The organism is Clostridium liquoris, assembly GCF_002995785.1.
GTDB classification, from domain to species: Bacteria; Bacillota; Clostridia; order Clostridiales; family Clostridiaceae; genus Clostridium_AO; species Clostridium_AO liquoris.
Genome location: NZ_PVXO01000070.1, coordinates 12,111 through 33,822 on the forward strand (window position 1 = coordinate 12,111; position 21,712 = coordinate 33,822).

A 21,712-nucleotide genomic window follows, 5' to 3' on the forward strand; every position below is an offset into this window, starting at 1 on the left:
TTACTTTCTTCTATTTGTTTTTTTTCTTAAGTCTGTGTCTAATATTTTCTTTCTCATTCTGATATTTTTAGGGGTAACTTCTACTAGTTCATCTGATGCTATAAATTCAAGACACTGCTCTAATGACATAGGATTTATTGGAGTTAATTTCAACGCTTCGTCTGCTCCTGAAGATCTTGTATTGGTTAAATGTTTTTTCTTACAAACATTAACTTCTATATCGTCTGCTCTTGAACATTCACCTACTATCATTCCTTCATAAACATCAGTACCTGCCCCAATAAATAAAATACCTCTTTCTTGAGCATTGAATAATCCATAAGTTATAGATATACCAGATTCATATACTACTAATGAACCTCTGCTTCTTTCTGGAATATCTCCCTTATAATCTTCATAGCCTTCAAAAATGTGATTCATTATACCATTTCCTTTGGTATCAGTCATAAATTCATTTCTAAATCCTATTAAGCCTCTTGCAGGTATATTAAATTCTAACCTAGTATAACCATTTACCGCTGAAGTCATATTAACCATTTCCGCTCTTCTTGGTCCTAGTTTTTCCATAACAACGCCCATAAATTCTTCTGGAACGTCTATAGTTAAATACTCAATTGGCTCTAACTTTTTACCATTTTCTTCTTTATATATTACTGTTGGCTTTGATACCTGGAATTCATAACCTTCTCTTCTCATTGTTTCAATTAAGATGGATAGGTGTAATTCTCCTCTTCCACTTACTTTAAAACAATCTGGAGAATCTGTTTCTTCAACTCTTAAGCTTACATTAGTTTCTAATTCCTTCATAAGTCTATCTCTTAAATGTCTTGATGTTACGAATTCTCCCTCTTTTCCTGCAAAGGGTGAATTGTTAACCATAAAATTCATGCTTAAAGTTGGTTCATCTATTTCTACGAAAGGCAATGCTTCTGGTGAGCTTGCATCTGCTAAAGTTTCACCTATATTAATATCGGGTATTCCTGCAACGGCAACAATATCACCTAGCTTAGCCTCTTCAGTCTCTTCTCTTTTTAGTCCATTAAAAACAAAAATACTGCTTACTTTAACGTTCTCTACTTTATCGCCTTTTCTCACAAGAGCTAACTGTTGATTTCTTTTTATTGATCCTCTGCTGATTTTTCCTATGGCTATTCTTCCTACATATTCATTTGAATCAATTGTTGTAATTAACATCTGAAGAGGCTGATCAATATATCCTTCTGGTGCTTTTACATTTTTAATTATAAGATCAAATAGAGGATCCATATTACTGCTTTCTTCATCTAATTCTTTCATTGCAATGCCTTTTTTAGCTGAACAATAAGCCACTGGGAAATCTAGTTGCTCATCAGAAGCACCTAATTCTACAAATAGATCAAATACTTCATCTAAAACTTCAGTAGGTCTAGCATCAGGTTTATCTATCTTATTTATAACTACTATAGGTCTTAAATCAAGCTCTAAAGCTTTCTTTAAAACGAATTTTGTCTGTGGCATGGGTCCTTCATAAGAGTCAACTACAAGTAAAACACTATCAACCATTTTTAATACACGTTCTACTTCTCCACCGAAATCAGCATGGCCTGGTGTATCAACAATATTGATTTTTATACCATTATGCATAACAGAAGTATTTTTTGAAAGAATAGTAATACCTCTTTCTCTTTCAAGGTCATTTGAGTCCATTACTCTTTCCTGTACCTTTTCATTTTCTCTAAAAATATGGCTCTGTCTAAGCATTGCATCAACTAGTGTAGTCTTACCGTGATCAACGTGCGCTATTATTGCTATATTTCTTATATCATTTCTTGTAAATAAATCCATTTTATTTCCCCCAATAAATTTTTAATTTTTTCTCAAAAAAATTGGATACATATGTGTATCCAATTTAAGCTATATTATTTATTCTAATGTTTCTATCGTAAAAAGTCAACTTATGTAATATTATTTCCCTATTCCAAAAGTTAAATCAACGTCTACAGCTTTATTCAATACTTTCATAACATTTTTTATTTATTTCAATTAGATTTCCATAATAATTGGAAGTATCATTGGTTTTCTCTTTGTCCTTTCATATAAGAATATTCTTAAAGAATCTTTTATATTTGACTTTATAGTGGCCCATTCTGTTATATGCTTTTCTTCACATTCTTTTAATACATCTTTTACTATATTTTTTGCCTCTTCCATTAAATCTTCAGATTCTCTAACATATACGAATCCTCTTGAAATTATATCAGGACCAGCTATAACCATACCTGATTCCTTTTCAATGGTTACAACTACTGTTAGAATACCATCTTGAGAAAGATGCTTTCTATCCCTCAAAACGATGTTACCAACATCTCCTACTCCTAAACCATCTACAAACACTTGACCAGAAGTAACTACTCCATTTTTCCTTATGAATTGCCTATTTACTTCTATTACATCTCCAATATCAGCAAGTATAATATTGTTAGGTGGCATTCCAAGCTTTATAGCTAGGTCTGCATGCTGTTTTAAATGTCTATATTCTCCGTGAACAGGCATAAAGAATTTAGGTTTCACTAGAGTATGCATCAATTTTAGTTCTTCCTGGCAAGCGTGCCCAGATACATGAACATCTGCTAAAGATTCATATATTACCTCGGCTCCCTTTTTGAATAATTGATTTATAACCCTTGACACCAATTTTTCATTTCCTGGGATTGGTGTAGCTGATATTATAACCATATCTCCCGGTACAATCTTCACCTTTTTATGCTCTGAAGCAGCCATTCTAGATAAGGCTGACATAGGTTCCCCCTGGCTTCCTGTAGTTATTATAACTATTTTATCATCAGGGTACTTATTGATTGAGTCAATATCAATGAAAACTCCATCAGCTGCATTGATATAACCTAGTTCTTTTGCCACTTCCACAATGTTTTCCATGCTTCTTCCGGAAAAGGCTACTTTTCTTCCATACTTTTCTGCAGCGCTTATAACCTGCTGAATTCTATGTACGTGTGAAGCAAAAGTTGCTACAATTATTCTGCCTTTTGCTTTTGAGAAAATATCCTGAAAAGTTTCCCCTACAGTGCTTTCTGACATAGTATATCCAGGTCTTTCTACATTAGTGCTATCTGCAAGCATAAGTATTACACCTTTTCTACCAAGCTCCGCAAATCTAGTTAAATCCGCCACACACCCATCTATTGGTGTATAATCAATTTTAAAATCACCAGTATGGAGCACTATTCCAAGTGGTGTATGTATAGCGATAGCAACTGAATCTGCTATGCTATGGCTTGTTCTTATAAATTCTACAGATGAATTTTCAAGCTTTATAACATCCTTTGCTTTTACACATATTAATTTAACTGAATCCAGTAAATTATGCTCTTTTAACTTAGTTTCTAGAATACCTAATGTAAGTTTTGTACCATACACTGGAACATTCAACTCTTTTAACACATATGGAAGTGCACCTATATGATCCTCGTGTCCATGTGTTAAAAATATTCCTTTTACCTTTTCTTTATTTTTTACTAAATAACTTATATCTGGTATAACTAAATCTATACCAAGCATTTCTTCGTCAGGAAATTTTAATCCGCAATCAATAACAATAATATCGTTTTTATACTCTATAACTGTTAAGTTTTTGCCTATTTCATTTACTCCGCCTAATGGAATAACTTTTATTTTATCTCTTTCCCTTCTCATTTTCTCCCCTCCTTTTTTATTCTTTTACTTTAGGTAATCTATTATTTTAACTCATTAGAGCATTCACTGCATAATCCATAGAATTTCACACTATGATTCTTAATTTTAAAATTATATTTTGATTCTATATTGTGTTCTAGCTCCCCTAAAAGATCACCTTCCACCTCAATTACCTTTCCACACTTGGTACATATAAGGTGATGGTGTTGATGATTTTCATATTCATGAACTAATTCATATCTACCGCATCCATCATTTAAATCTAGCTTTGTTACTATACCCATTTCTTCAAGTAAAAGAACTGTTCTATAAACCGTAGCTAAACCTATTTCAGGGCATTCCTTTTTTACAAGGTTATATAGTTCTTCAGTAGTTAAATGGCTTCCTTCATTTTTTATAATCATATCTACAATGGCTCTTCTCTGAGGAGTAAGTTTATATCCCTTTTCTTTTAAAGAATTTTTCAATTTTTCTACTTCTTCATAAGAAAACTTTCCCATATAGATACCTCTTTTCATATATTAATATAAATTATTATACTTAATTATAGCTTTAATATTAAAATACTGTCAATTGATAATCATTTAAAAAATAAAAATAATAAAAGCTATGTATGGGTAACATAGCTTTTATTATGCATTAGTTTAATTCATTATCTTCTTCAGCAAATAAAGTTTCATATGCTTCCGCAACAATGTCAAACTCATTTTCGTCATCCACAGTAACCATTATATCATTTCCGTCTTCATCTTTATCTATTCTTAAAGCTATGGCTTCATCAGTGTCTTCATCTTTTGGCACTACAATTACATATTCTTTATCCTCAATATCTAACTTAGTGACTACTTCAAATTCTATTTCATTTCCTTCCTCATCAGTTAATGCAATGGATATAACATCATTTTCCATACTTTCTACCTCCAAAATTTATTAATAAATACTATCTAAGTAGCCTTGAAGTATGTAAGTAGCTGCAATTTTATCTACTATCTTTTTTCTTTTAGAACGAGACAAATCCGCTTCCAACATTGCCCTTTGGGCAGCTACAGTAGTAAGTCTTTCATCCCACATAATTATTTCTAATGAAATTTTAGTTTTTAATACATCACAAAATCCTAATACCTTTTCACTTTGTGGACCTAAAGTACCATTCATGTTTTTAGGTAGTCCAGATACTATCTTTTCCACATCATATTGAGCACATATTTTTTCTAACTCTTCTATATCCTTATCTATACCTTTTCTTCTTATGGTGGTTATTCCTTGGGCCGTTAAACCTAAAGGATCGCTAATCGCAACTCCTATGGTCCTATCTCCTACGTCAAGTCCCAATATTCTCATATTATTCTCCTTCTAGTATGCTCACTTTTTCAGAGCACAGATAAAAAAACCTTTCCGCTAAGTAGAGAAAGGCTTTCCTTATTATTTCTTATTTACTCTTCTCTCCCACAGGGGCACTCTTATTTTAACCCTAAATAATTTTTTAATACTTCTTCTAATATTTCATCTCTTTCAAGTTTTCTAACTAAGGCTCTAGCTCCATTGAAATTTGTAATATATGTTGGATCCCCTGATATTAAATACCCTACCATTTGATTAACAGGGTTATAACCTTTTTCTTTTAATGAATCATATACTTGGGTAAGAATTTCTTTGGTTAGATCCTTTTTATTCTTTACCACATCAAATTGTATAGTATTATCGTTCCCCACTCTTTCTTCACCCCACAGTTCTAAATATTATTTATAGTGAATAGTTAAGAGTTAAGAGTTAAAAGAGAAAATCTTCGCTCTTCACTGTTAATTTCATTAGTTATCAATTCATTTACCTATATTATAAAACATATTTCACAAATTGTATACTATTTCGATAACTTTTCCAAGATCTCTTCTACTTTATCTATTGCTTCATCTATCTTTTCAGGAAGCTTTCCTCCAGCTTGAGCCATATCCGGTCTGCCACCACCGCCGCCTCCAGCTATGGAAGCTATTTCTTTTATAATCTTTCCACAATGAGCTCCTTTAGCAACTGCTCCCTTTGAAGCCATAGCAATAAATTGAACTTTTCCTTCAATAACACTTCCTAATACTACCACACCTTCAACCATTTTGTCACGAAGTTTATCTCCCAATTCTCTTAAAGTATTGCCATCTACATCCTTTAATACTCCAGTAATTAATTTTATACCATTTACTTCTTTTATATTACTTAATAGTTCATTCTCTGCTCCACTGGCTAGTTTACTCTTAAGTTCATTGATTTCTTTTTCCTTATTCTTAAGCTCAGCTAAGTTAGAATTTATCCTGTTTACTATATCATTTTCTCCACATTTTAATGTATCGCCTATGGATTTTAAAGTATTTTCTTTTTCTTCTATGAAGTTTATAGCATTTATTCCTGTAACAGCTTCAATTCTTCTTATTCCAGCAGCTACCCCTGATTCAGAAACGATTTTAAATAATCCAATCTCTCCTGAATTGCTAACGTGAATTCCACCACAGAGTTCTTTACTAAATTCTCCTATGGAAACCACTCTTACATCTTCTTTATATTTATCATCAAACAATGCCACAGCACCACTTGCCTTGGCTTCTTCAATATTCATAACCTTAGTATTTACAGGATGTACTTTCATTATGTTTAAATTGACCAATCTTTCTACAGCCTTTATTTCTTCTTTAGTAAGTCCTGCAAAATGATTAAAATCGAATCTTAATTTTTCCCCATCAACATAGGAACCAGACTGTTGCACATGATCTCCTAATACCTCTTTTAATGCTTTATGAAGCATATGAGTAGCTGTATGATTTTTTCTTATGTTGTTTCTTCTTTCCTCATTTACTTTTAAAGTTACAGTGCTGTGTTTTCTAATTTCTCCTTCAGTGACCTTAACAAAGTGAAGTATCTTTCCACCTACATTTCTTTTACAATCCATTACTTCAGCTTTGCCACTTTCACAGATTATTATACCTGTATCTCCAATCTGTCCTCCCATTTCAGCGTAGAAAGGAGTTTTTTCTACTAATATTACTCCCTCTTCTCCTGTAGTTAATGAATCAGCAAATTCTTCTCCATTTACTATTAGGGAAATATTTGATTCAATTTCTAAATTATCATAGCCAACAAATTCTGTTTCTATTTCCTTAGGTAATTTATTTATTAAAGTGTCTTCAGCTCCCATGTAGTTTGATTCTCCTCTGGCAGCTCTAGCTCTTTGTCTTTGTTCATTCATTTCTTTATTAAAGCCTTCTGTATCTGCTTTCATTCCCTTTTCTTCTAATATTTCTTCAGTTAACTCTAATGGAAATCCGTAAGTATCATATAACTTAAATGCTTTATCTCCAGAAAGAACTTTTCCACCTTTTTTATTAAGTCCTTCTATATATTCATTTAGAACCTGAATGCCACTATCTATAGTTTCAGCAAATCTTTCTTCTTCTATTTTAATAACCTTTTTAATGTATTCTTCCTTTTCTTTCAGCTCTGGGTATGCACCACAAGAATTTGATATTACTACATCACAAATATTGTATAGAAAATTATGATTTACTCCTAATAATCTTCCGTGTCTAGCAGCTCTTCTAAGTAATCTTCTTAGAACATATCCTCTTCCTTCATTGGAAGGCAATATACCATCTGAAATCATGAAGGTTACACTTCTTACATGGTCTGTTATAACTCTTAAGGATATATCAGTATTCTTATCCTTTCCGTAAACTGCACCTGATACTTTACATACTTCATCTAATATAGCTCTTATAGTATCTACTTCAAATATGCTGTTTGTTCCCTGCATAATTGTAGCTATTCTTTCAAGTCCCATTCCAGTATCTATATTAGGATGTGCTAATCTATTGTAGTTTCCATTTTCATCTTTGTCAAATTGAGTAAATACAAGGTTCCAGAACTCAACTACTTTATCTTCATCTCCTGCTTTAACAAATTCTTCTGCAGTAGTTATCTTTCCTGCTCCTCTGTCAAAATGTATTTCAGAACATGGTCCACAAGGTCCTTGACCTATTTCCCAGAAGTTATCATCTTTTCCTAATCTAAATATTCTTGATGTATCTATATCTGTAGATTTAGTCCAAATATCAAAAGCTTCATCATCTTCTAAGTATATGGTTACATATAATTTATCCTTTGGAAGTTTCAATACTTCTGTTACGAATTCCCAAGCCCATGGAATAACTTCTTTTTTAAAATAATTTCCAAAGGAAAAGTTCCCTAACATTTCAAAAAATGTACCATGCCTTGAAGTCTTACCTACATTTTCTATATCACCAGTTCTTATACACTTTTGACAAGTAGTGATTCTATTCCTAGGTGGTATTTTAACTCCTGTAAAGTAAGGCTTTAGTGGAGCCATTCCTGCATTTATTAATAATAAACTGTTATCATTTTTAGGTACTAAAGGGAAGCTTTTTAATCTCAAATGTCCCTTGCTTTCAAAAAATTTTAAATATGCTTCTCTAATTTCATTTAAGCCCATTTTTTCCATAGTTATCTCCTCCGTTTATTTAGTTAATAGTTGAAAGTGGAGAATGGAGAGTTATAAAAGAAATCTTGCTAATCAAAATTCCAAATCATTTTCTTCAGCTTTCCCCTTAACATTGTAGAAATACTTTAAACAAATTTAATTTTAGCATCAAAAAAGAAGCCTTGCCTCTTAAATAAGGGACGAAAGCCTCTCCGCGGTACCACCCTAATTATATAAGTTATATAACTTATATCTCTCATATATAATAAAGGCTCCAAAACAGCTTCAATACCTATACTAAGAAGTTTTCACCAGCCACTTCCTCTCTTAATAGTAAAAATGTATCTACTCATTTTTTTCATAGCCAGAATATTCATGTTTGATAACGATTATAAATTAAAAAATATCATATGTCAACATCTAGCTTCATTTCTTCTCTAATATTAAAATATGTAATAATTGAAATCCTCATATATTACTTTAATTATTACCCCTATAGGAACTGCTAATACCATACCAAAAAATCCCCATAGTTTCCCTCCAATAACTAGAATCAATATTACCACTAAAGGATGCATACTTATATTGTCTCCTATAAACTTAGGTGATATTATGTTTCCCTCCACCTGTTGGATTAAATATAGCCATATAGCAGTCCATAATGCTATAGTAGGTGACTTTAAGAAAGCCACTATAACGCCTGGTAATGCGCCTAATAAAGGGCCAAAATATGGAATAATATTGAAAAATGCATTTAGAACAGATAATATCAAAGGAAAATCCACTTTTAACACTAGCAGTACTATAAAAGTGAGAATACCTACTATAATGGATAGTATCACCTGAGTAGCTAAATATCTTCCAAGTATTTTATCTATATCTCTAAATATTTTTCTTATTATATATCTGCTTTTCACAGGAAATAGTGTAAATAATCTGTTGCTTATATCCTTTGCATCTGCAAGAAAATAATAAACTATCATTGGCACTATGGCAAAGGATAATAAATTTTCTCCCAACTTTAAAACCCTTTCAAATGCATTATTAAAGGCATTATCAAAGGTAGTATTGATTCTGCCATAGATATTTTGCAAAAGATTATAAAAAAATTTATTGTTACTTAAAGGTTTTACTTTTTCATAAAATCCATTGATAAACATTTCAATATTATATATAGCATCGCTAATATTGGCACTTTCTCTAAATAAAATAGGTATTAAAAAAGTTATGCTTAAAACAAATATAAGAATAAGCATTAGTATAAGTAATACAGAGGAAAAGCGTCTATTCATTCCCATCTTTATCAATCTTTCATTTAAAGGTTTTAAAACATAAGCTACTATAAAGGATATAAATACCAAGTAAATCATATCCTTTACTATTTTTACTCTAAATATCAATAAGGATAAAAGGATAAAAACAATAAAATAAATTATATACCTTATGCTATCCTTGGATAATTTCTTCATTGTTTTTCTCCTTGTTTAATGCATTGCCAGGAGTATTTGAAAATATTAGTTTATCCTTATTCCCATGATAAAGTATGCATTCTCTTCCAATAATTATATCCTTTATTAAAAAAACTTTTTTCCCATAAAGGAAATTAGTAATATATCCAGTAGATACCACCACACCATTTATTAAAAAAGTTTTTTCATCAAATATTATATCTTCAATCATGCCTATTATATTTCCCTGTAAATCTATTATGTTCATGTATGCTATATCAGTAAAATGAAGAAATTTCCCCTTACTGCAGCTAGTCACTATCATACTATCATTATAGGAAAGTATGTTATTTTTCAAAATATAAACACATGGTTGGAATATCATATAAGATGTTATAGAAAAACCTAATACTGCTCCTATATTAAAATCTACTATAATATCCTTTATAAATCCTATACTTTTCCCCTTTATACTACTTACTTTCATAAAAAGAAAGTCTTTTTTTCTATACATCTTATCCACTCCAATTATCAGTGCATATAATAAACTCATCTTATATTTTTGCCTTTAATAAAAAAAATATGCCTAACAAATTAAAGAGTAAGAAAGTATTGCAATGCTAACTTTCTTACTCTTTTTTAATAAGAAATAATATAAATTATGCAAAATTATTCTGGATATATATTTACGAATTTTACAGAGTAAAGATCCCCCATTACTAGAAAATTTGCTTCTAAATCTTTTAAAACTAAATAGCTGATACCTACTTCAAGTAGAATTCCATCTCTATCTTGAACCGTATTTGTGCCAATTAAAAAGGTTACTTTAACTCTTTTGCCAATCTGTTGTTTTAAATAGTACTGAGTATACCCAGGCCCTAAGCTTATTGGGGAACCTGGTGCAATTTCAAAACTAGGGGGAGTAGGTGCTGGCTGCTGGGTTTGCTGGGGCTGTTGTTTTGGAGTACTAGGTATTGGCATTCTTGGAACATTAGGAATATCTCTATAATAGTAAGGACAATTATAATTTAAGTACCATTTTGGTGACATGAAAATCCTCCTATTTAAAATTATTACTTTTTAAACATGATTTTTAAAAAATTATGTTTGAGCATAAAGCTCTGTTGGATTGTAGAAACAATGGTTCAATATAGTTATTTGAAAGCTGCCAGTTCCGTTGTATGGAAAATTGTATGGACATGGAGCATATGGGTTAAAGTACCACAACGAATACCCTATTGGATATAATCTATTGCCCGCCAATGCCCAATCTGCTATATCATAGTGTATTTGATCTGGTGGATTGGACCAAATAGTTTGAGGATTAGGCGCACCGCCTATTACTCCTCTCATACAATCATACTGACCCTCTTGATAAAGCACTTTTCTAACATCGCCTTGACCTATTCTATGGTATTCACCATATGGAATTCGTACTCTATTCATTATAGAAGTAGCCACGGCCTTCATGCCAGTATCACCTTCACCGCCAGCTTCACATTTAATAACCCTTGCTAACAACTCCCTATCTGAATATGCCATATATAAAACTTCTTAAAATAATATTGCTTACAGTATTATTTTATTCAATATAGAGAAAAATGTGCTTGTTAATTTACAGATTCAATAATTCCTCCTCCAAGAAGTAAATTCTCTATATAGAACACTACAGATTGTCCTTTAGTTATAGCCCTTTGCTTTTCATCAAATATAACTCTTACCTTTCCATTCTCCAGTGGTTCAACAGTAGCTGAAGAAGTTTTTGCAGAATATCTTATCTTTGCTGTAATCTTCATACTGCTTTCCAGTTTATCAAAAGGAATAAAATTCACATCCTTTGCCACCAGTTCATTTTTAAATATTTCCTCTTCATTCCCTAGCACTACCTGATTTTTTGAAGGTATTATATCTGTAACAAAAACAGGCTTTCCTAATGCAATGCCTAATCCCTTTCTTTGACCTATAGTATAATGTATTATTCCCCTATGCCTGCCCAATATTTTCCCATTCCTATCTACAAAATTTCCTTCTAATATTTTCTTAGAACAGTTATTTATTATATATTTTCCATGATCATTATCTGGAATAAAGCAAATTTCTTCACTATCCTTTTTATTGTGTACACCTAATCCTATTTCCTTTGCTATTTCCCTTATTCTGTCCTTCGTATAGTCTCCGCAAGGCATAAGTACATGCTTTAATTGATGCTGCTTAATATTGTAAAGCATATAAGTCTGATCTTTTTTATTATCCTTTGCTTTATAAATTAAATATCTATCTCCGCTTTTTTTAATTCTGCAGTAATGACCTGTAGCTATATAATCCGCTCCTAATTCTATTGCCTTTTTTAATAGAGCATCAAATTTTATATATTTATTACATAAAACACAAGGGTTAGGAGTTCTGCCTTCAATATAATCATCGATAAAAGGAGTTACCACTTTTTCGTTAAATTCTTCAATTAAATCTACTTCATAAAAAGGTATGCCTAAGTCATCACATACTTTTTTAGCATTCTCTACTATTATTTCTGATTCACTTTTACTTCCATTACACTTATTTCCTGGGAAAACTTTCATAGTTATTCCTATAACATCATATCCCTGTTTCTTCAAAAGATAAGCTGCAACAGAGCTATCTACTCCTCCGCTCATTCCAACTGCTACTCTTTTTGCCATGTAATTCACCAATCCTCTTTTTAAAATAAGAAAGAATAAATTATAAATAATAAAAAAGGTAGGAATTCACCATAGGCGAATTCCTTTTTAATTTATTCTTTTTAATTTGTTCTTTGCTCTTTAAATATTATTTTCCATGAACCTCTTCATGAATATTTTCTGAGTGAGATTTCATCTCAAAAGGTTGAAGTCCTACGGATTCTCTGTAATTATTTATTGCCTTGTGTATTGCATCTTCAGCAAGTACTGAGCAGTGCATTTTTATTGGTGGAAGTCCATCCAATGCTTCTGCTACAGCCTTGTTAGTTAAATCCCATGCTTCATCTATACTTTTTCCTTTTATAAGCTCTGTAGCCATGCTTGAGGAAGCTATAGCTGACCCACAACCAAAAGTCTTGAATTTTACATCTTTTATTATATTATCTTCAACTTTTAAATATATTTTCATTATATCTCCACACTGTGGATTTCCTACTTCTCCTATACCATTTGCATCTGGAATTTCTCCAACATTTCTTGGATTTCTAAAATGATCCATTACCTTTTCACTATATATCATAATTATTTATCCCCTTTCTTAATGAAATCTTCCCATAATGGTGACATATTTCTTAGTCTTTCTACAATTTTTGGCAATACATCCAACATGTAATCTACATCTTCTTCTGTACTTCCTGAACCTAATGATAATCTTAATGATCCATGTGCTAATTCATGTGGTAATCCCATAGCTAATAATACATGAGATGGATCTAATGAACCAGAAGCACAGGCACTACCTGTAGAAGCACATATCCCTTCAAAGTCTAAGGATAATAATAAAGATTCTCCCTCTAATCCTATAAAACTAAAATTTGCATTACCTGGGAGTCTTTTGTCTCCAGTTGGTCCATTAAGCTTAGTATGAGGTATTCTTTCCATAACACCACTTATCAATTTTTCTCTTAAACTTCTTAATCTAATAGCTTCTTCATCTAATTCAGAAACAGCTAACTCTATAGCCTTTCCTATACCTACTATTCCAGGTACATTTTCTGTAGTTGCCCTTTTACCTCTTTCCTGACCGCCGCCATGAATAAGATTTTCTATTCTTATTCCCTTTCTAATATATAGTGCTCCTACACCTTTAGGACCATAGAACTTATGACCTGCCATTGAAAGTAAATCTATGTTCATGTCCTTAACATCTATTGGCACATGACCTACTGCCTGAACTGCATCTGTGTGGAAAAGAATCTTTCTTTCCCTACAAATAGCTCCTATTTCTTTTATTGGCTGAATTGAACCTACTTCATTGTTAGCAAACATAACTGATACTAATATAGTTGTATCCTTTATAGCATTTTTTAAATCTTCTATATTTACTAAACCATATTCATCTACAGGCAAATAAGTAACTTCAAATCCATTTTTCTCTAAAAACTTACATGTATGAAGTACTGCATGATGTTCTATAGCTGTGGTAATTATATGATTTCCTTTATTTTTATTAGCAAAAGCTATGCCTTTAATTGCCCAGTTGTCTGATTCGGAACCACCTGCAGTAAAATATATTTCATCCTTTTCAGCATTTATAGCTTTGGCAACTCTGCCTCTAGCCTTATCAATAGCAACCCTTGGCTCCTCGGATATTGAATAAAATTTTGATGAAGGGTTAGCAAACTTATCTGTGAAATATGGTAACATCTCCTCTAATACCTCTGGCTTTGTAAATGTGGTTGCTGAATAATCCATGTAAACATACTTTTTATCCATTTAAACTTTCTCCTTTCGTGAAGTAGCTTTTAATTTATTATAATCTTTTACTAAATCCTGTAAAGTTGTTGATTTTGTTACTTGATCTATACTTTTCTTTATTCTAGTCCATAACAATCTAGTTGAACAGCAATCCATGCTGCTGCAATTTCCATCTAGTGTACAATCAGCTAAATCTATGGGTCCTTCTAACACATCCATTATTTCATCAATAGTTATATCTTTAGGTTCCCTAGTTAATATATAACCACCTTGGGCTCCTCTTATACTTTTTACTAACTCAGCTTTTCTTAGGGAAGAAAACAATTGTTCTAAATAGTATTCAGATACATGCTGCCTTTCCGATATTGATTTTATTGAAACGGGTGGGCCTCCATAGTTTATGGCTAAATCCGCCATAGCTCTAACCCCGTATCTTGCTTTTGTAGATAACTTCATTTCCTCACCTCTCTAGCCTTAATGAAAGTCTACTAATTCACTAAACTTTCAAATTTATAATATCAAATCAGAGTAAACTTGTCAACTATAAAATCAAAAAAATTTGGAAATATTTTTAGAACATAGATCTACAAGTGAAGAGTGAATAGTGAACAATAAATAAGAAATAAAAAAGAATAAATTAAGTAAAAACTAAAAGCTAAAAGGTAAAAGTTAAGAAAAACTTCATTAACTATTACTTCTTAGCTCTTACCTATTATCTCGAATGTATTTCATATATTGAAGTATTTTTTCTTCTATTTTATTTTCTCCAGGAACATAATAAACTGAATCCTTAATATTATTGGGTAAATATTGCTGTTTAACAAAATGATTCTTATAATTATGAGGATACTTATATCCAATACCCCTTCCTAGCTTTTCCGCTCCACTATAGTGTGAATCTTTGAGATTATTAGGTATCTCGCCAACATCTTTACTTTTTATATCTTGAAGTGCTTTATCTATAGCAACTATTGCAGAATTTGATTTAGGTGCTGTGGCTAAAACTATTACCGCTTGAGCAAGTGGTATTCTTCCCTCTGGTAATCCTAATTGCATTGCTGAATCAACACAACTCTTTACAATAGTAATAGCATTAGGATAAGCCATTCCTACATCTTCTGAAGCAATAACTAAAAGTCTTCTGCATATTGATGGTAAGTCTCCGGCCTCGATAAGCCTTGCTAAATAATGAATAGAAGCATTTACATCGCTGCCCCTTATAGATTTTTGAAAGGCACTTAATATATCATAATGGCTATCTCCAAATTTATCATAATTTAATATTTTAGTTTGAGTACATTCCTTTGCAGTTTCCTCATCTATATATATTATGCCTTCTTCATTGATCCTGGTTGAATATACTGAAAGTTCTACAGCATTTAATGCTTTTCTTAAATCTCCATTACTTACTTCCGCTATATATTCTATAGCCTCTTTAGTAAACTGAATTTTTTTATTTTCAAATTCTGTGTTCAAAATATTTATTGCCCTTTTTATCCCCCATATTATATCCTTTTTAGTTAAGGGTTTGAATTCAAATATAGTGGATCTGCTTAAAATAGCTTTATATATGTAATGATAAGGATTTTCCGTAGTACTAGCTATAAGTGTTATTTTACCATTCTCCATAAACTCTAAAAGAGATTGCTGCTGCTTTTTATTAAAATTTTGTATTTCGTCTAAATAAAGAAGCACACCGTTTATTCCCATGATTCCATCTAAATCTGATATTATGCCTTTTATATCACTTAAAGATGCATTAGTAGCGTTTAGTTTATAGAAAGTTTTATTAGACTTTTTAGCTATTATACTTGCTACCGTAGTTTTTCCTACACCTGGCGGACCATAAAATATCATATTTGTTATTTTCCCAGAATTTATGATTCTATTTAATATTTTATTTTCACCTAAAATATGTCTTTGACCAACTACCTGGTCTATTTCCATTGGTCTTATCCTATCAGCTAGTGGTTTTATATCCATAAAATCTTTCATAATCCTTTCTAAATAATTCTTTAAAATAATTCTTTACATATAAAAATTACTCCTTTAAAAAACTATCAATAGTTTTATCTATGATTCTTTCACTGGTATTTATTATTTTCTTACTCTGGTTTTTCACTGCATTTAATGTACCCTTAAATACTGCATTAGCTAAATTATTATTAAATGCATATTTAAATCTTTTTACTTTATTTTTATCTACTTTCCCTAAATAATATAAAATTTCATTTTTACTATTTAGAGAGGCTGCCTTTAAAGCCTCCCTTAAATATTTATTGGACATCATATTAAAGTTTTCTTTTTCTATTGGTTCCTTGGTATTTATAGCTAAAAGCTGAGCACTTCTTCCAATACAGACTAGATTTTTTTCATCTTTAATTCCACTTTTTATACCTAAATTAATGCTTTTAAACAGTGCTCTTTTATAAGTCCATTTATCTTTATCTAAAACTTCTTCTATATATTCTCCCCCAAATTCAGTCCCCAAATCAATTACTGTACCTATTGGATCTATAGGAGATTTAGCTATATTTAGTATAAAAAAAGCCTTTTTATAATAGCCAATACATTGAGCTAAAATTAGCCATGGATATGGGTCATTAGGATTATTTTGAACCATACTTTGGATCCTTTCAATATCAGAAGCACCTTCTACTATATCATCCACTAAAGATACAATAGGTACATTTTTAAACTCTTTTTTCATTCTACTGACAGCATTTAGGCCTTTATTTTCTTCTTTTCTTTTATTTTTTGATTCCTGTACCTGATTTTTTAGCTTTGATTTAGCTACTTGCCTTTTAATCTTCTCTTTGTTTTTAATTTTATCTATTTTATTTTCAATTGCATTTTTTTCACATTTTAACTCTGTAATATTACTGTTTTCTATATTCTGTATCTCTTTATCAATATTTTTAGCTTTGCTCTTTAAATAGCTTTCCTGTGCCTTTTCTTTTGCTTTACTTAAACCAATTGTACTTAAATTACCAACCTTTTTTATAAAACTCATAAGGAAACCTTTCCTTCTAAATTATTTTAAATAGCAATCTACTATTTCGCCATAGTAGAAAGTGTGATAATCTCCGTTTTTATAGCAACTCTCTTTTATCTCATCACATAATAAATCTGGATTCATTTTTTCTTTATACACAATTTTACATTCAAAATGCAAATCACAGTTACCTATAATAGGTGTTTCCACCTTTTTCCCATGTTCAAGCTGTAAATTACATTCCTTAAATTTATCTATATCCCTACCTGATTTTGTGCCGCATAATGTTAATTCTTTCTTCATATCTACATTAACAGGAATACTTACCGTAAACTCTGAAGAATTTTCTATAATATCAAAAGTATATCTTGACTCTCTAACCATTACAGCCAAAACTGGCTTTTTCCACTGATATCCTATGTTTGCCCATCCTATGGTCATAGTATTTACCCTTTTACCATCTTTTACAGTTAAAAAAGCTCCTTTACTCTTAATAACCTCAATAGCCTTTTCCATATGATTTAAAAATTCCATAATTCATTCCTCCTAATATTTTAAAGCAGTTGACAGAGGACAGTTGACAATTGACAGTTAAGGATACTTTTCTTTCGCTAACACTACAGAAAAGCTTAAATTATATTTTTAATGTTTTTATTATCACGGTAGATCTGTTTAAAATATAAAACTAATTAATTAAAATTTTTCGTAATGAAATGAAGAAAAATTATCCTTAACTGTCCTCTATCAATTGTCAATTGTCAACTATTCTTTATTATCTTCTATTTATTATTTTTACTCTAAAACAATTGGTTTTCTTTCTTTAAAGTATACAGCCTTCAGCCCACATTCCTCTGCAAATTCCTTTGCTATATGAATATTATTGCCTACATTCTCTGACCTATGAGCATCTGAACCTATGGTGACTATTTTACCGCCTAACTCATTAAATCTTTTATATATTTTTTTCAGAATAGCTACAGCTTTCTTGTCTTCAAATCTTCTAGTATTTATTTCAATAGCCTTTTCTCTTAAAATTAATTCTTTTAGTATTTCATCGATTAGCTCATTGTATTCGTCATAATATATGTTACTATCACTATATGGTGCATACCTACATATATAATCAATATGAGATAATGAATCTATATAATCATGTTCTCTTACACATTGAAGCATACATTTAAGATAAGCTTCATAAACTTCTTTTTTATTCTTTCCCTCATAAAAATCATTTCCATATATATCATAATATGAACCATTACTTTCTACAACATGTACAGATCCTAAAATAAAATCAAAATTATATTTTTTACTTATCTCTCTATTTTCTTCTATACAATCTGGTCTCATACCCATCTCTATACCTAAAAGTAATTTTTCATTTCTATAACTAGAATATTTTTTAAAATAATCATCTACATTAAAAATAAATTTACCTGGAATCATATAATTAATATCTAAATGATCAGTTATAATAGCTCCTATATTATTATTCCTAGATGCTTTAATAACTTCTTCTATATTCATAGAACTATCTGTTGAAAAATTCGTGTGTATATGACAATCAAACATTTTTTACCTGCTACCTCCTAGAATTATAATAATGTTATTACTAATGGTATTGTAAAAATAGACAAAACTGTTGTAACAAAAACACACTTTGCTGAAAATATTCTATCACTATTATACATTTCTGCAAATACTGTAGTCATGGCTGCAGCCGGCATAGCCTCTAATATTACGCATAGCTTTAACAAATAATCATCTGCCTTTATAAATCTTAGCAATAAATATGTTATAAAAGGTACTATTAATAATCTAATAAAAGATATATAGTATAATTTAAAATCTTTTAACATACTCATTAGTGAAGTCCCAGCAAAGCTGGCCCCTACAATCATCATAGACAATGGTGTAGTCATTGACCCTACCATGTTTATAGTTTTATTTATTGGTATAGGCAGCTTAATACTAAATAAAAATATAACGGTTCCTATTACCACAAATAATATACCTGGCTGCATAACTATATTTCTTATTTTTAAATTATCTTTAGCTTCCTCACTAAATAAAAATACTCCATAAGTTAAAAGTATTATATTAAAAGGTATACCAAAAATAGAAGCATAAAATACTCCTATCTTCCCATAAATACTTTCAGCTATAGGATATCCCATAAATCCGAAATTAGAAAATATAGTAACAAATCTTAATATCTTTTTTTTATTTTCATCATATTTTATAAAAAAGAGTTTACTTATTATAGCTAAAAATATGTGTATTATTAAAGAATAAATAAAAATCAATTTTACCCTTGTCCATAACTCTGTTGAAAACTCCATATTAAAAGATGATAGTATCAAACATGGCAATGTAATATTCACTAAAATATCTGTAAGATTTTTTACAGTGTATTCCTTTATATATTCCTTTTTTCTTGCATATAGCCCAAAAAGCATGATTAAGCACAGTACAACTACCTGATTTATTATATCACTATTCATTGCTCTGTCCTCTATAATCCATAGAAAAGCCTTCAAATGTATCAAAAAACTCCAACCATACATTATTCTTTTCCCTGGTGTCAATGGCAAATCGAGCACAGGTGAAATTAGGTTCATCCTTTAATGCCAAAATTGAATCATAATAATTTTTCCCTCTATAATTTAGAATTTCAATAAAACTGTTAATATTCAATTTTTCGCCTTGGCTTTCTATTGCTTCTCTTAATAATTCATTTCCCTTATTCAGCCTAAAATTTGAAGTACTTCCTTCCTGTAAATTTACAATTCCTCTATTTATAGATTTATGTATATAATGATTTGTATGTACATAATAGTTCTCAATTTCTTCTACACTAATATCTGAGGCAGTAACTTCTATAGATATGCATTTATTTTTAAATATATCCAAAGCAATGGCATGAAATCCAGAAGCTCTATTTGGTATATTACATCTATTTATAAAATCCTCTAAGGACTTTGCTTCACTTATATGCCTTTGAATAAAATATCTTGGTATTCCTTCTATGTTAATATCATTGCTGTAACAATAATTAATGGTTTTAACTATACCATGGCTGTTAAAACTAAAGGCATTTCCAAAAGGCATATTGCAGTAGTCATAGGTGATAAACCATTCATCCGGTCTTTCACACTTAGTAATAGCTGCACTTAATGGTCTATAGCTATCATCCTCATTATGTGCTAAAAGAAAAGTACCATCTTCTCTCTTATATACTAGGGATGTACACCCCACTCCCTCATTTAATATCTCTGCACACATCATTAAAAAATATAATTCTCTATTTACCAATGCCCCATCTGCTCTTCCCTTTATTTCTTCTACATATTCAGGGAAGGTATTTTCTACAATTGCTTTTACTCTATTTACCTTTTTCATGATTTCTTTACTATTTAACAAATCCTTATAATTATCTACAGAATTTTGAATAGATTGTCTTAATTCTGTTCCTGATATTTTACCCCTTTCATAGGCCGTACCCTTTGCATTTATAAATTTTATTTTATTTCCCATAATAATCCCCCTAAAACATATTATACTTTATTATAATATAACATTTCGATATAATGTTAAAATTTAAAATATTAAATTAACATGGACTTATATTTATACATTAATTATAATTAACATAAGTATTAGAATTTATATTTTCCTAAATTTATGAGATAATTATATAAAAAAATAAGGGGGCTGCGAAAATGAATCAGATAATAACTAACAAAAGGAATGAGCAATTAAAATCAATTAAAAACATAGTAGTAAAAGTTGGCTCTTCTACTCTCACCTATGCTAATGGATTATTAAATCTATCCCATATAGAACATTTAGTTCGCCAGCTATCTGATTTGCACAATAGAGGATATGGAATTATTCTAGTTAGTTCTGGTGCTATAGGTGCAGGCATAGGAAAGCTTGGTCTTAAAGAAAGACCAAAAAGTATTCCTGAAAAACAAGCTGCTGCTGCAGTAGGTCAAGGAATATTAATGCATATGTATGAAAAAGTATTTTCAGAGTATGGTAAAACAGTAGGTCAAATACTTCTTACAAAAGAAGATATGACCGACCCTATACGACGTAATAATGCTCACAATACATTTACTTCTCTACTTGAACAAAGGGTTATTCCAATAATAAATGAAAATGACGCAGTAGTAGTAGATGAAATAAAAGTTGGAGACAATGATACTTTATCCGCTCTAGTAGCTAAGTTAGTGCAAGTAGATTTACTAATACTTATGTCAGACATAGATGGCTTGTATGACTGTGATCCAAGAAAAAATAAAAAAGCAAAACTTATTAGTTTTGTAGACGAAATTACTGAAGAAATAGTTTCTTGTGCTGGCGGCGCTGGCTCAAATCTAGGAACAGGAGGCATGGCTACAAAAATTAATGCAGCCAAAATCTCTACGGATTCCGGTATTTCAATGGTTATAGTCAATGGAGATAATGCTGAAGTCTTAAGAGATATTTTAGATGGAAAAGAAGTTGGAACCTGGTTTAATGCGAGAAAGTAAAAAGTGCAACGCACTTTTTTAGTTGACAATTGACAATTGACAGTGGACAGTTATGGGGGCTTTTCTTACGTTGGCATTACGGAAAAATCTTTTATTAAATAGTTTTCTTAACTAGCACGCTGTGCGTGACCCATAGGGATTGATTA

The 21,712-nt window shown here is 30.7% G+C and carries 22 protein-coding genes and 1 other annotated feature; of the genes, 1 reads left to right on the plus strand and 21 read right to left on the minus strand.

Annotated elements, in window-relative coordinates; all coding sequences use genetic code 11:
* The 21 genes from typA to CLLI_RS13250 form a co-directional block, all read right to left on the minus strand.
* Window positions 1-1,824 carry a translational GTPase TypA gene (gene typA, locus CLLI_RS13150; RefSeq protein WP_106064662.1) on the minus strand — a complete coding sequence of 608 codons (1,824 nt, stop codon included), beginning with the start codon at window positions 1,822-1,824 and terminating at the stop codon, window positions 1-3.
* 198 nt (window positions 1,825-2,022) lie between these two features.
* Window positions 2,023-3,690, minus strand: a complete 1,668-nt coding sequence (locus tag CLLI_RS13155; protein WP_106064663.1) for a ribonuclease J — start codon at window positions 3,688-3,690, stop codon at window positions 2,023-2,025.
* Between the two features lie 41 nt (window positions 3,691-3,731).
* The gene (locus CLLI_RS13160; RefSeq protein WP_106064664.1) at window positions 3,732-4,190 is read right to left on the minus strand and encodes a Fur family transcriptional regulator; all 459 of its coding nucleotides are present in this window, start codon (window positions 4,188-4,190) and stop codon (window positions 3,732-3,734) included.
* Window positions 4,191-4,329: 139 nt separating this feature from the next.
* A complete protein-coding gene (locus CLLI_RS13165) occupies window positions 4,330-4,599 on the minus strand; it encodes a DUF1292 domain-containing protein (protein ID WP_106064665.1) in 270 nt (89 codons plus the stop codon).
* Window positions 4,600-4,620: 21 nt separating this feature from the next.
* Entirely contained in the window at window positions 4,621-5,031 is a 411-nt protein-coding gene (gene ruvX / locus CLLI_RS13170) for a Holliday junction resolvase RuvX (RefSeq protein WP_106064666.1), read from the minus strand.
* A gap of 119 nt (window positions 5,032-5,150) precedes the next feature.
* The gene (locus CLLI_RS13175; protein ID WP_106064667.1) at window positions 5,151-5,402 is read right to left on the minus strand and encodes an IreB family regulatory phosphoprotein; all 252 of its coding nucleotides are present in this window, start codon (window positions 5,400-5,402) and stop codon (window positions 5,151-5,153) included.
* A gap of 149 nt (window positions 5,403-5,551) precedes the next feature.
* Window positions 5,552-8,191, minus strand: a complete 2,640-nt coding sequence (gene alaS / locus CLLI_RS13180) for an alanine--tRNA ligase (RefSeq protein WP_106064668.1) — start codon at window positions 8,189-8,191, stop codon at window positions 5,552-5,554.
* Window positions 8,192-8,363: 172 nt separating this feature from the next.
* Window positions 8,364-8,541: a binding site (T-box leader), on the minus strand.
* A gap of 72 nt (window positions 8,542-8,613) precedes the next feature.
* On the minus strand, window positions 8,614-9,639 hold the full coding sequence (locus CLLI_RS13185) for an AI-2E family transporter (protein WP_106064669.1): 1,026 nt from the start codon (window positions 9,637-9,639) through the stop codon (window positions 8,614-8,616).
* Window positions 9,617-10,132: a PRC-barrel domain-containing protein gene (locus CLLI_RS13190; protein WP_170063738.1), complete on the minus strand. Its 516-nt coding sequence runs from the start codon at window positions 10,130-10,132 to the stop codon at window positions 9,617-9,619. Before CLLI_RS13190 ends, CLLI_RS13185 begins: the two co-directional genes overlap by 23 nt.
* Before the next feature lie 155 nt (window positions 10,133-10,287).
* A complete protein-coding gene (locus CLLI_RS13195; protein WP_106064671.1) occupies window positions 10,288-10,668 on the minus strand; it encodes a hypothetical protein in 381 nt (126 codons plus the stop codon).
* Between the two features lie 51 nt (window positions 10,669-10,719).
* Window positions 10,720-11,160, minus strand: coding sequence for a cell wall hydrolase (locus CLLI_RS13200; protein WP_106064672.1), 441 nt, complete (start codon window positions 11,158-11,160; stop codon window positions 10,720-10,722).
* Between the two features lie 68 nt (window positions 11,161-11,228).
* Window positions 11,229-12,323 carry a tRNA 2-thiouridine(34) synthase MnmA gene (gene mnmA, locus CLLI_RS13205; protein ID WP_278335588.1) on the minus strand — a complete coding sequence of 365 codons (1,095 nt, stop codon included), beginning with the start codon at window positions 12,321-12,323 and terminating at the stop codon, window positions 11,229-11,231.
* 100 nt (window positions 12,324-12,423) lie between these two features.
* Complete coding sequence (gene nifU, locus CLLI_RS13210; RefSeq protein WP_170063739.1) at window positions 12,424-12,855, minus strand: Fe-S cluster assembly scaffold protein NifU; 432 nt, start codon at window positions 12,853-12,855, stop codon at window positions 12,424-12,426.
* Between the two features lie 2 nt (window positions 12,856-12,857).
* Window positions 12,858-14,051, minus strand: coding sequence for a cysteine desulfurase NifS (gene nifS / locus CLLI_RS13215; RefSeq protein ID WP_106064674.1), 1,194 nt, complete (start codon window positions 14,049-14,051; stop codon window positions 12,858-12,860).
* Window positions 14,052-14,489, minus strand: coding sequence for an RrF2 family transcriptional regulator (locus CLLI_RS13220; RefSeq protein WP_106064675.1), 438 nt, complete (start codon window positions 14,487-14,489; stop codon window positions 14,052-14,054).
* Window positions 14,490-14,738: 249 nt separating this feature from the next.
* Window positions 14,739-16,028, minus strand: a complete 1,290-nt coding sequence (locus CLLI_RS13225; RefSeq protein ID WP_242975611.1) for a replication-associated recombination protein A — start codon at window positions 16,026-16,028, stop codon at window positions 14,739-14,741.
* A gap of 46 nt (window positions 16,029-16,074) precedes the next feature.
* Entirely contained in the window at window positions 16,075-17,046 is a 972-nt protein-coding gene (locus tag CLLI_RS13230) for a hypothetical protein (protein WP_106064676.1), read from the minus strand.
* Window positions 17,047-17,067: 21 nt separating this feature from the next.
* On the minus strand, window positions 17,068-17,562 hold the full coding sequence (locus tag CLLI_RS13235; protein WP_106064677.1) for a flavin reductase family protein: 495 nt from the start codon (window positions 17,560-17,562) through the stop codon (window positions 17,068-17,070).
* Between the two features lie 258 nt (window positions 17,563-17,820).
* A complete protein-coding gene (locus tag CLLI_RS13240) occupies window positions 17,821-18,600 on the minus strand; it encodes a histidinol phosphate phosphatase (protein ID WP_106064678.1) in 780 nt (259 codons plus the stop codon).
* Window positions 18,601-18,623: 23 nt separating this feature from the next.
* Window positions 18,624-19,532 carry an AEC family transporter gene (locus CLLI_RS13245; RefSeq protein WP_106064679.1) on the minus strand — a complete coding sequence of 303 codons (909 nt, stop codon included), beginning with the start codon at window positions 19,530-19,532 and terminating at the stop codon, window positions 18,624-18,626.
* A complete protein-coding gene (locus CLLI_RS13250) occupies window positions 19,525-20,565 on the minus strand; it encodes a C45 family autoproteolytic acyltransferase/hydrolase (protein WP_106064680.1) in 1,041 nt (346 codons plus the stop codon). Before CLLI_RS13250 ends, CLLI_RS13245 begins: the two co-directional genes overlap by 8 nt.
* Window positions 20,566-20,750: 185 nt before the next feature.
* Here CLLI_RS13250 and proB point away from each other — a divergent pair, with 185 nt between their 5' ends.
* Complete coding sequence (gene proB / locus CLLI_RS13255; RefSeq protein WP_106064681.1) at window positions 20,751-21,566, plus strand: glutamate 5-kinase; 816 nt, start codon at window positions 20,751-20,753, stop codon at window positions 21,564-21,566.
* Window positions 21,567-21,712: the final 146 nt, after the last annotated feature.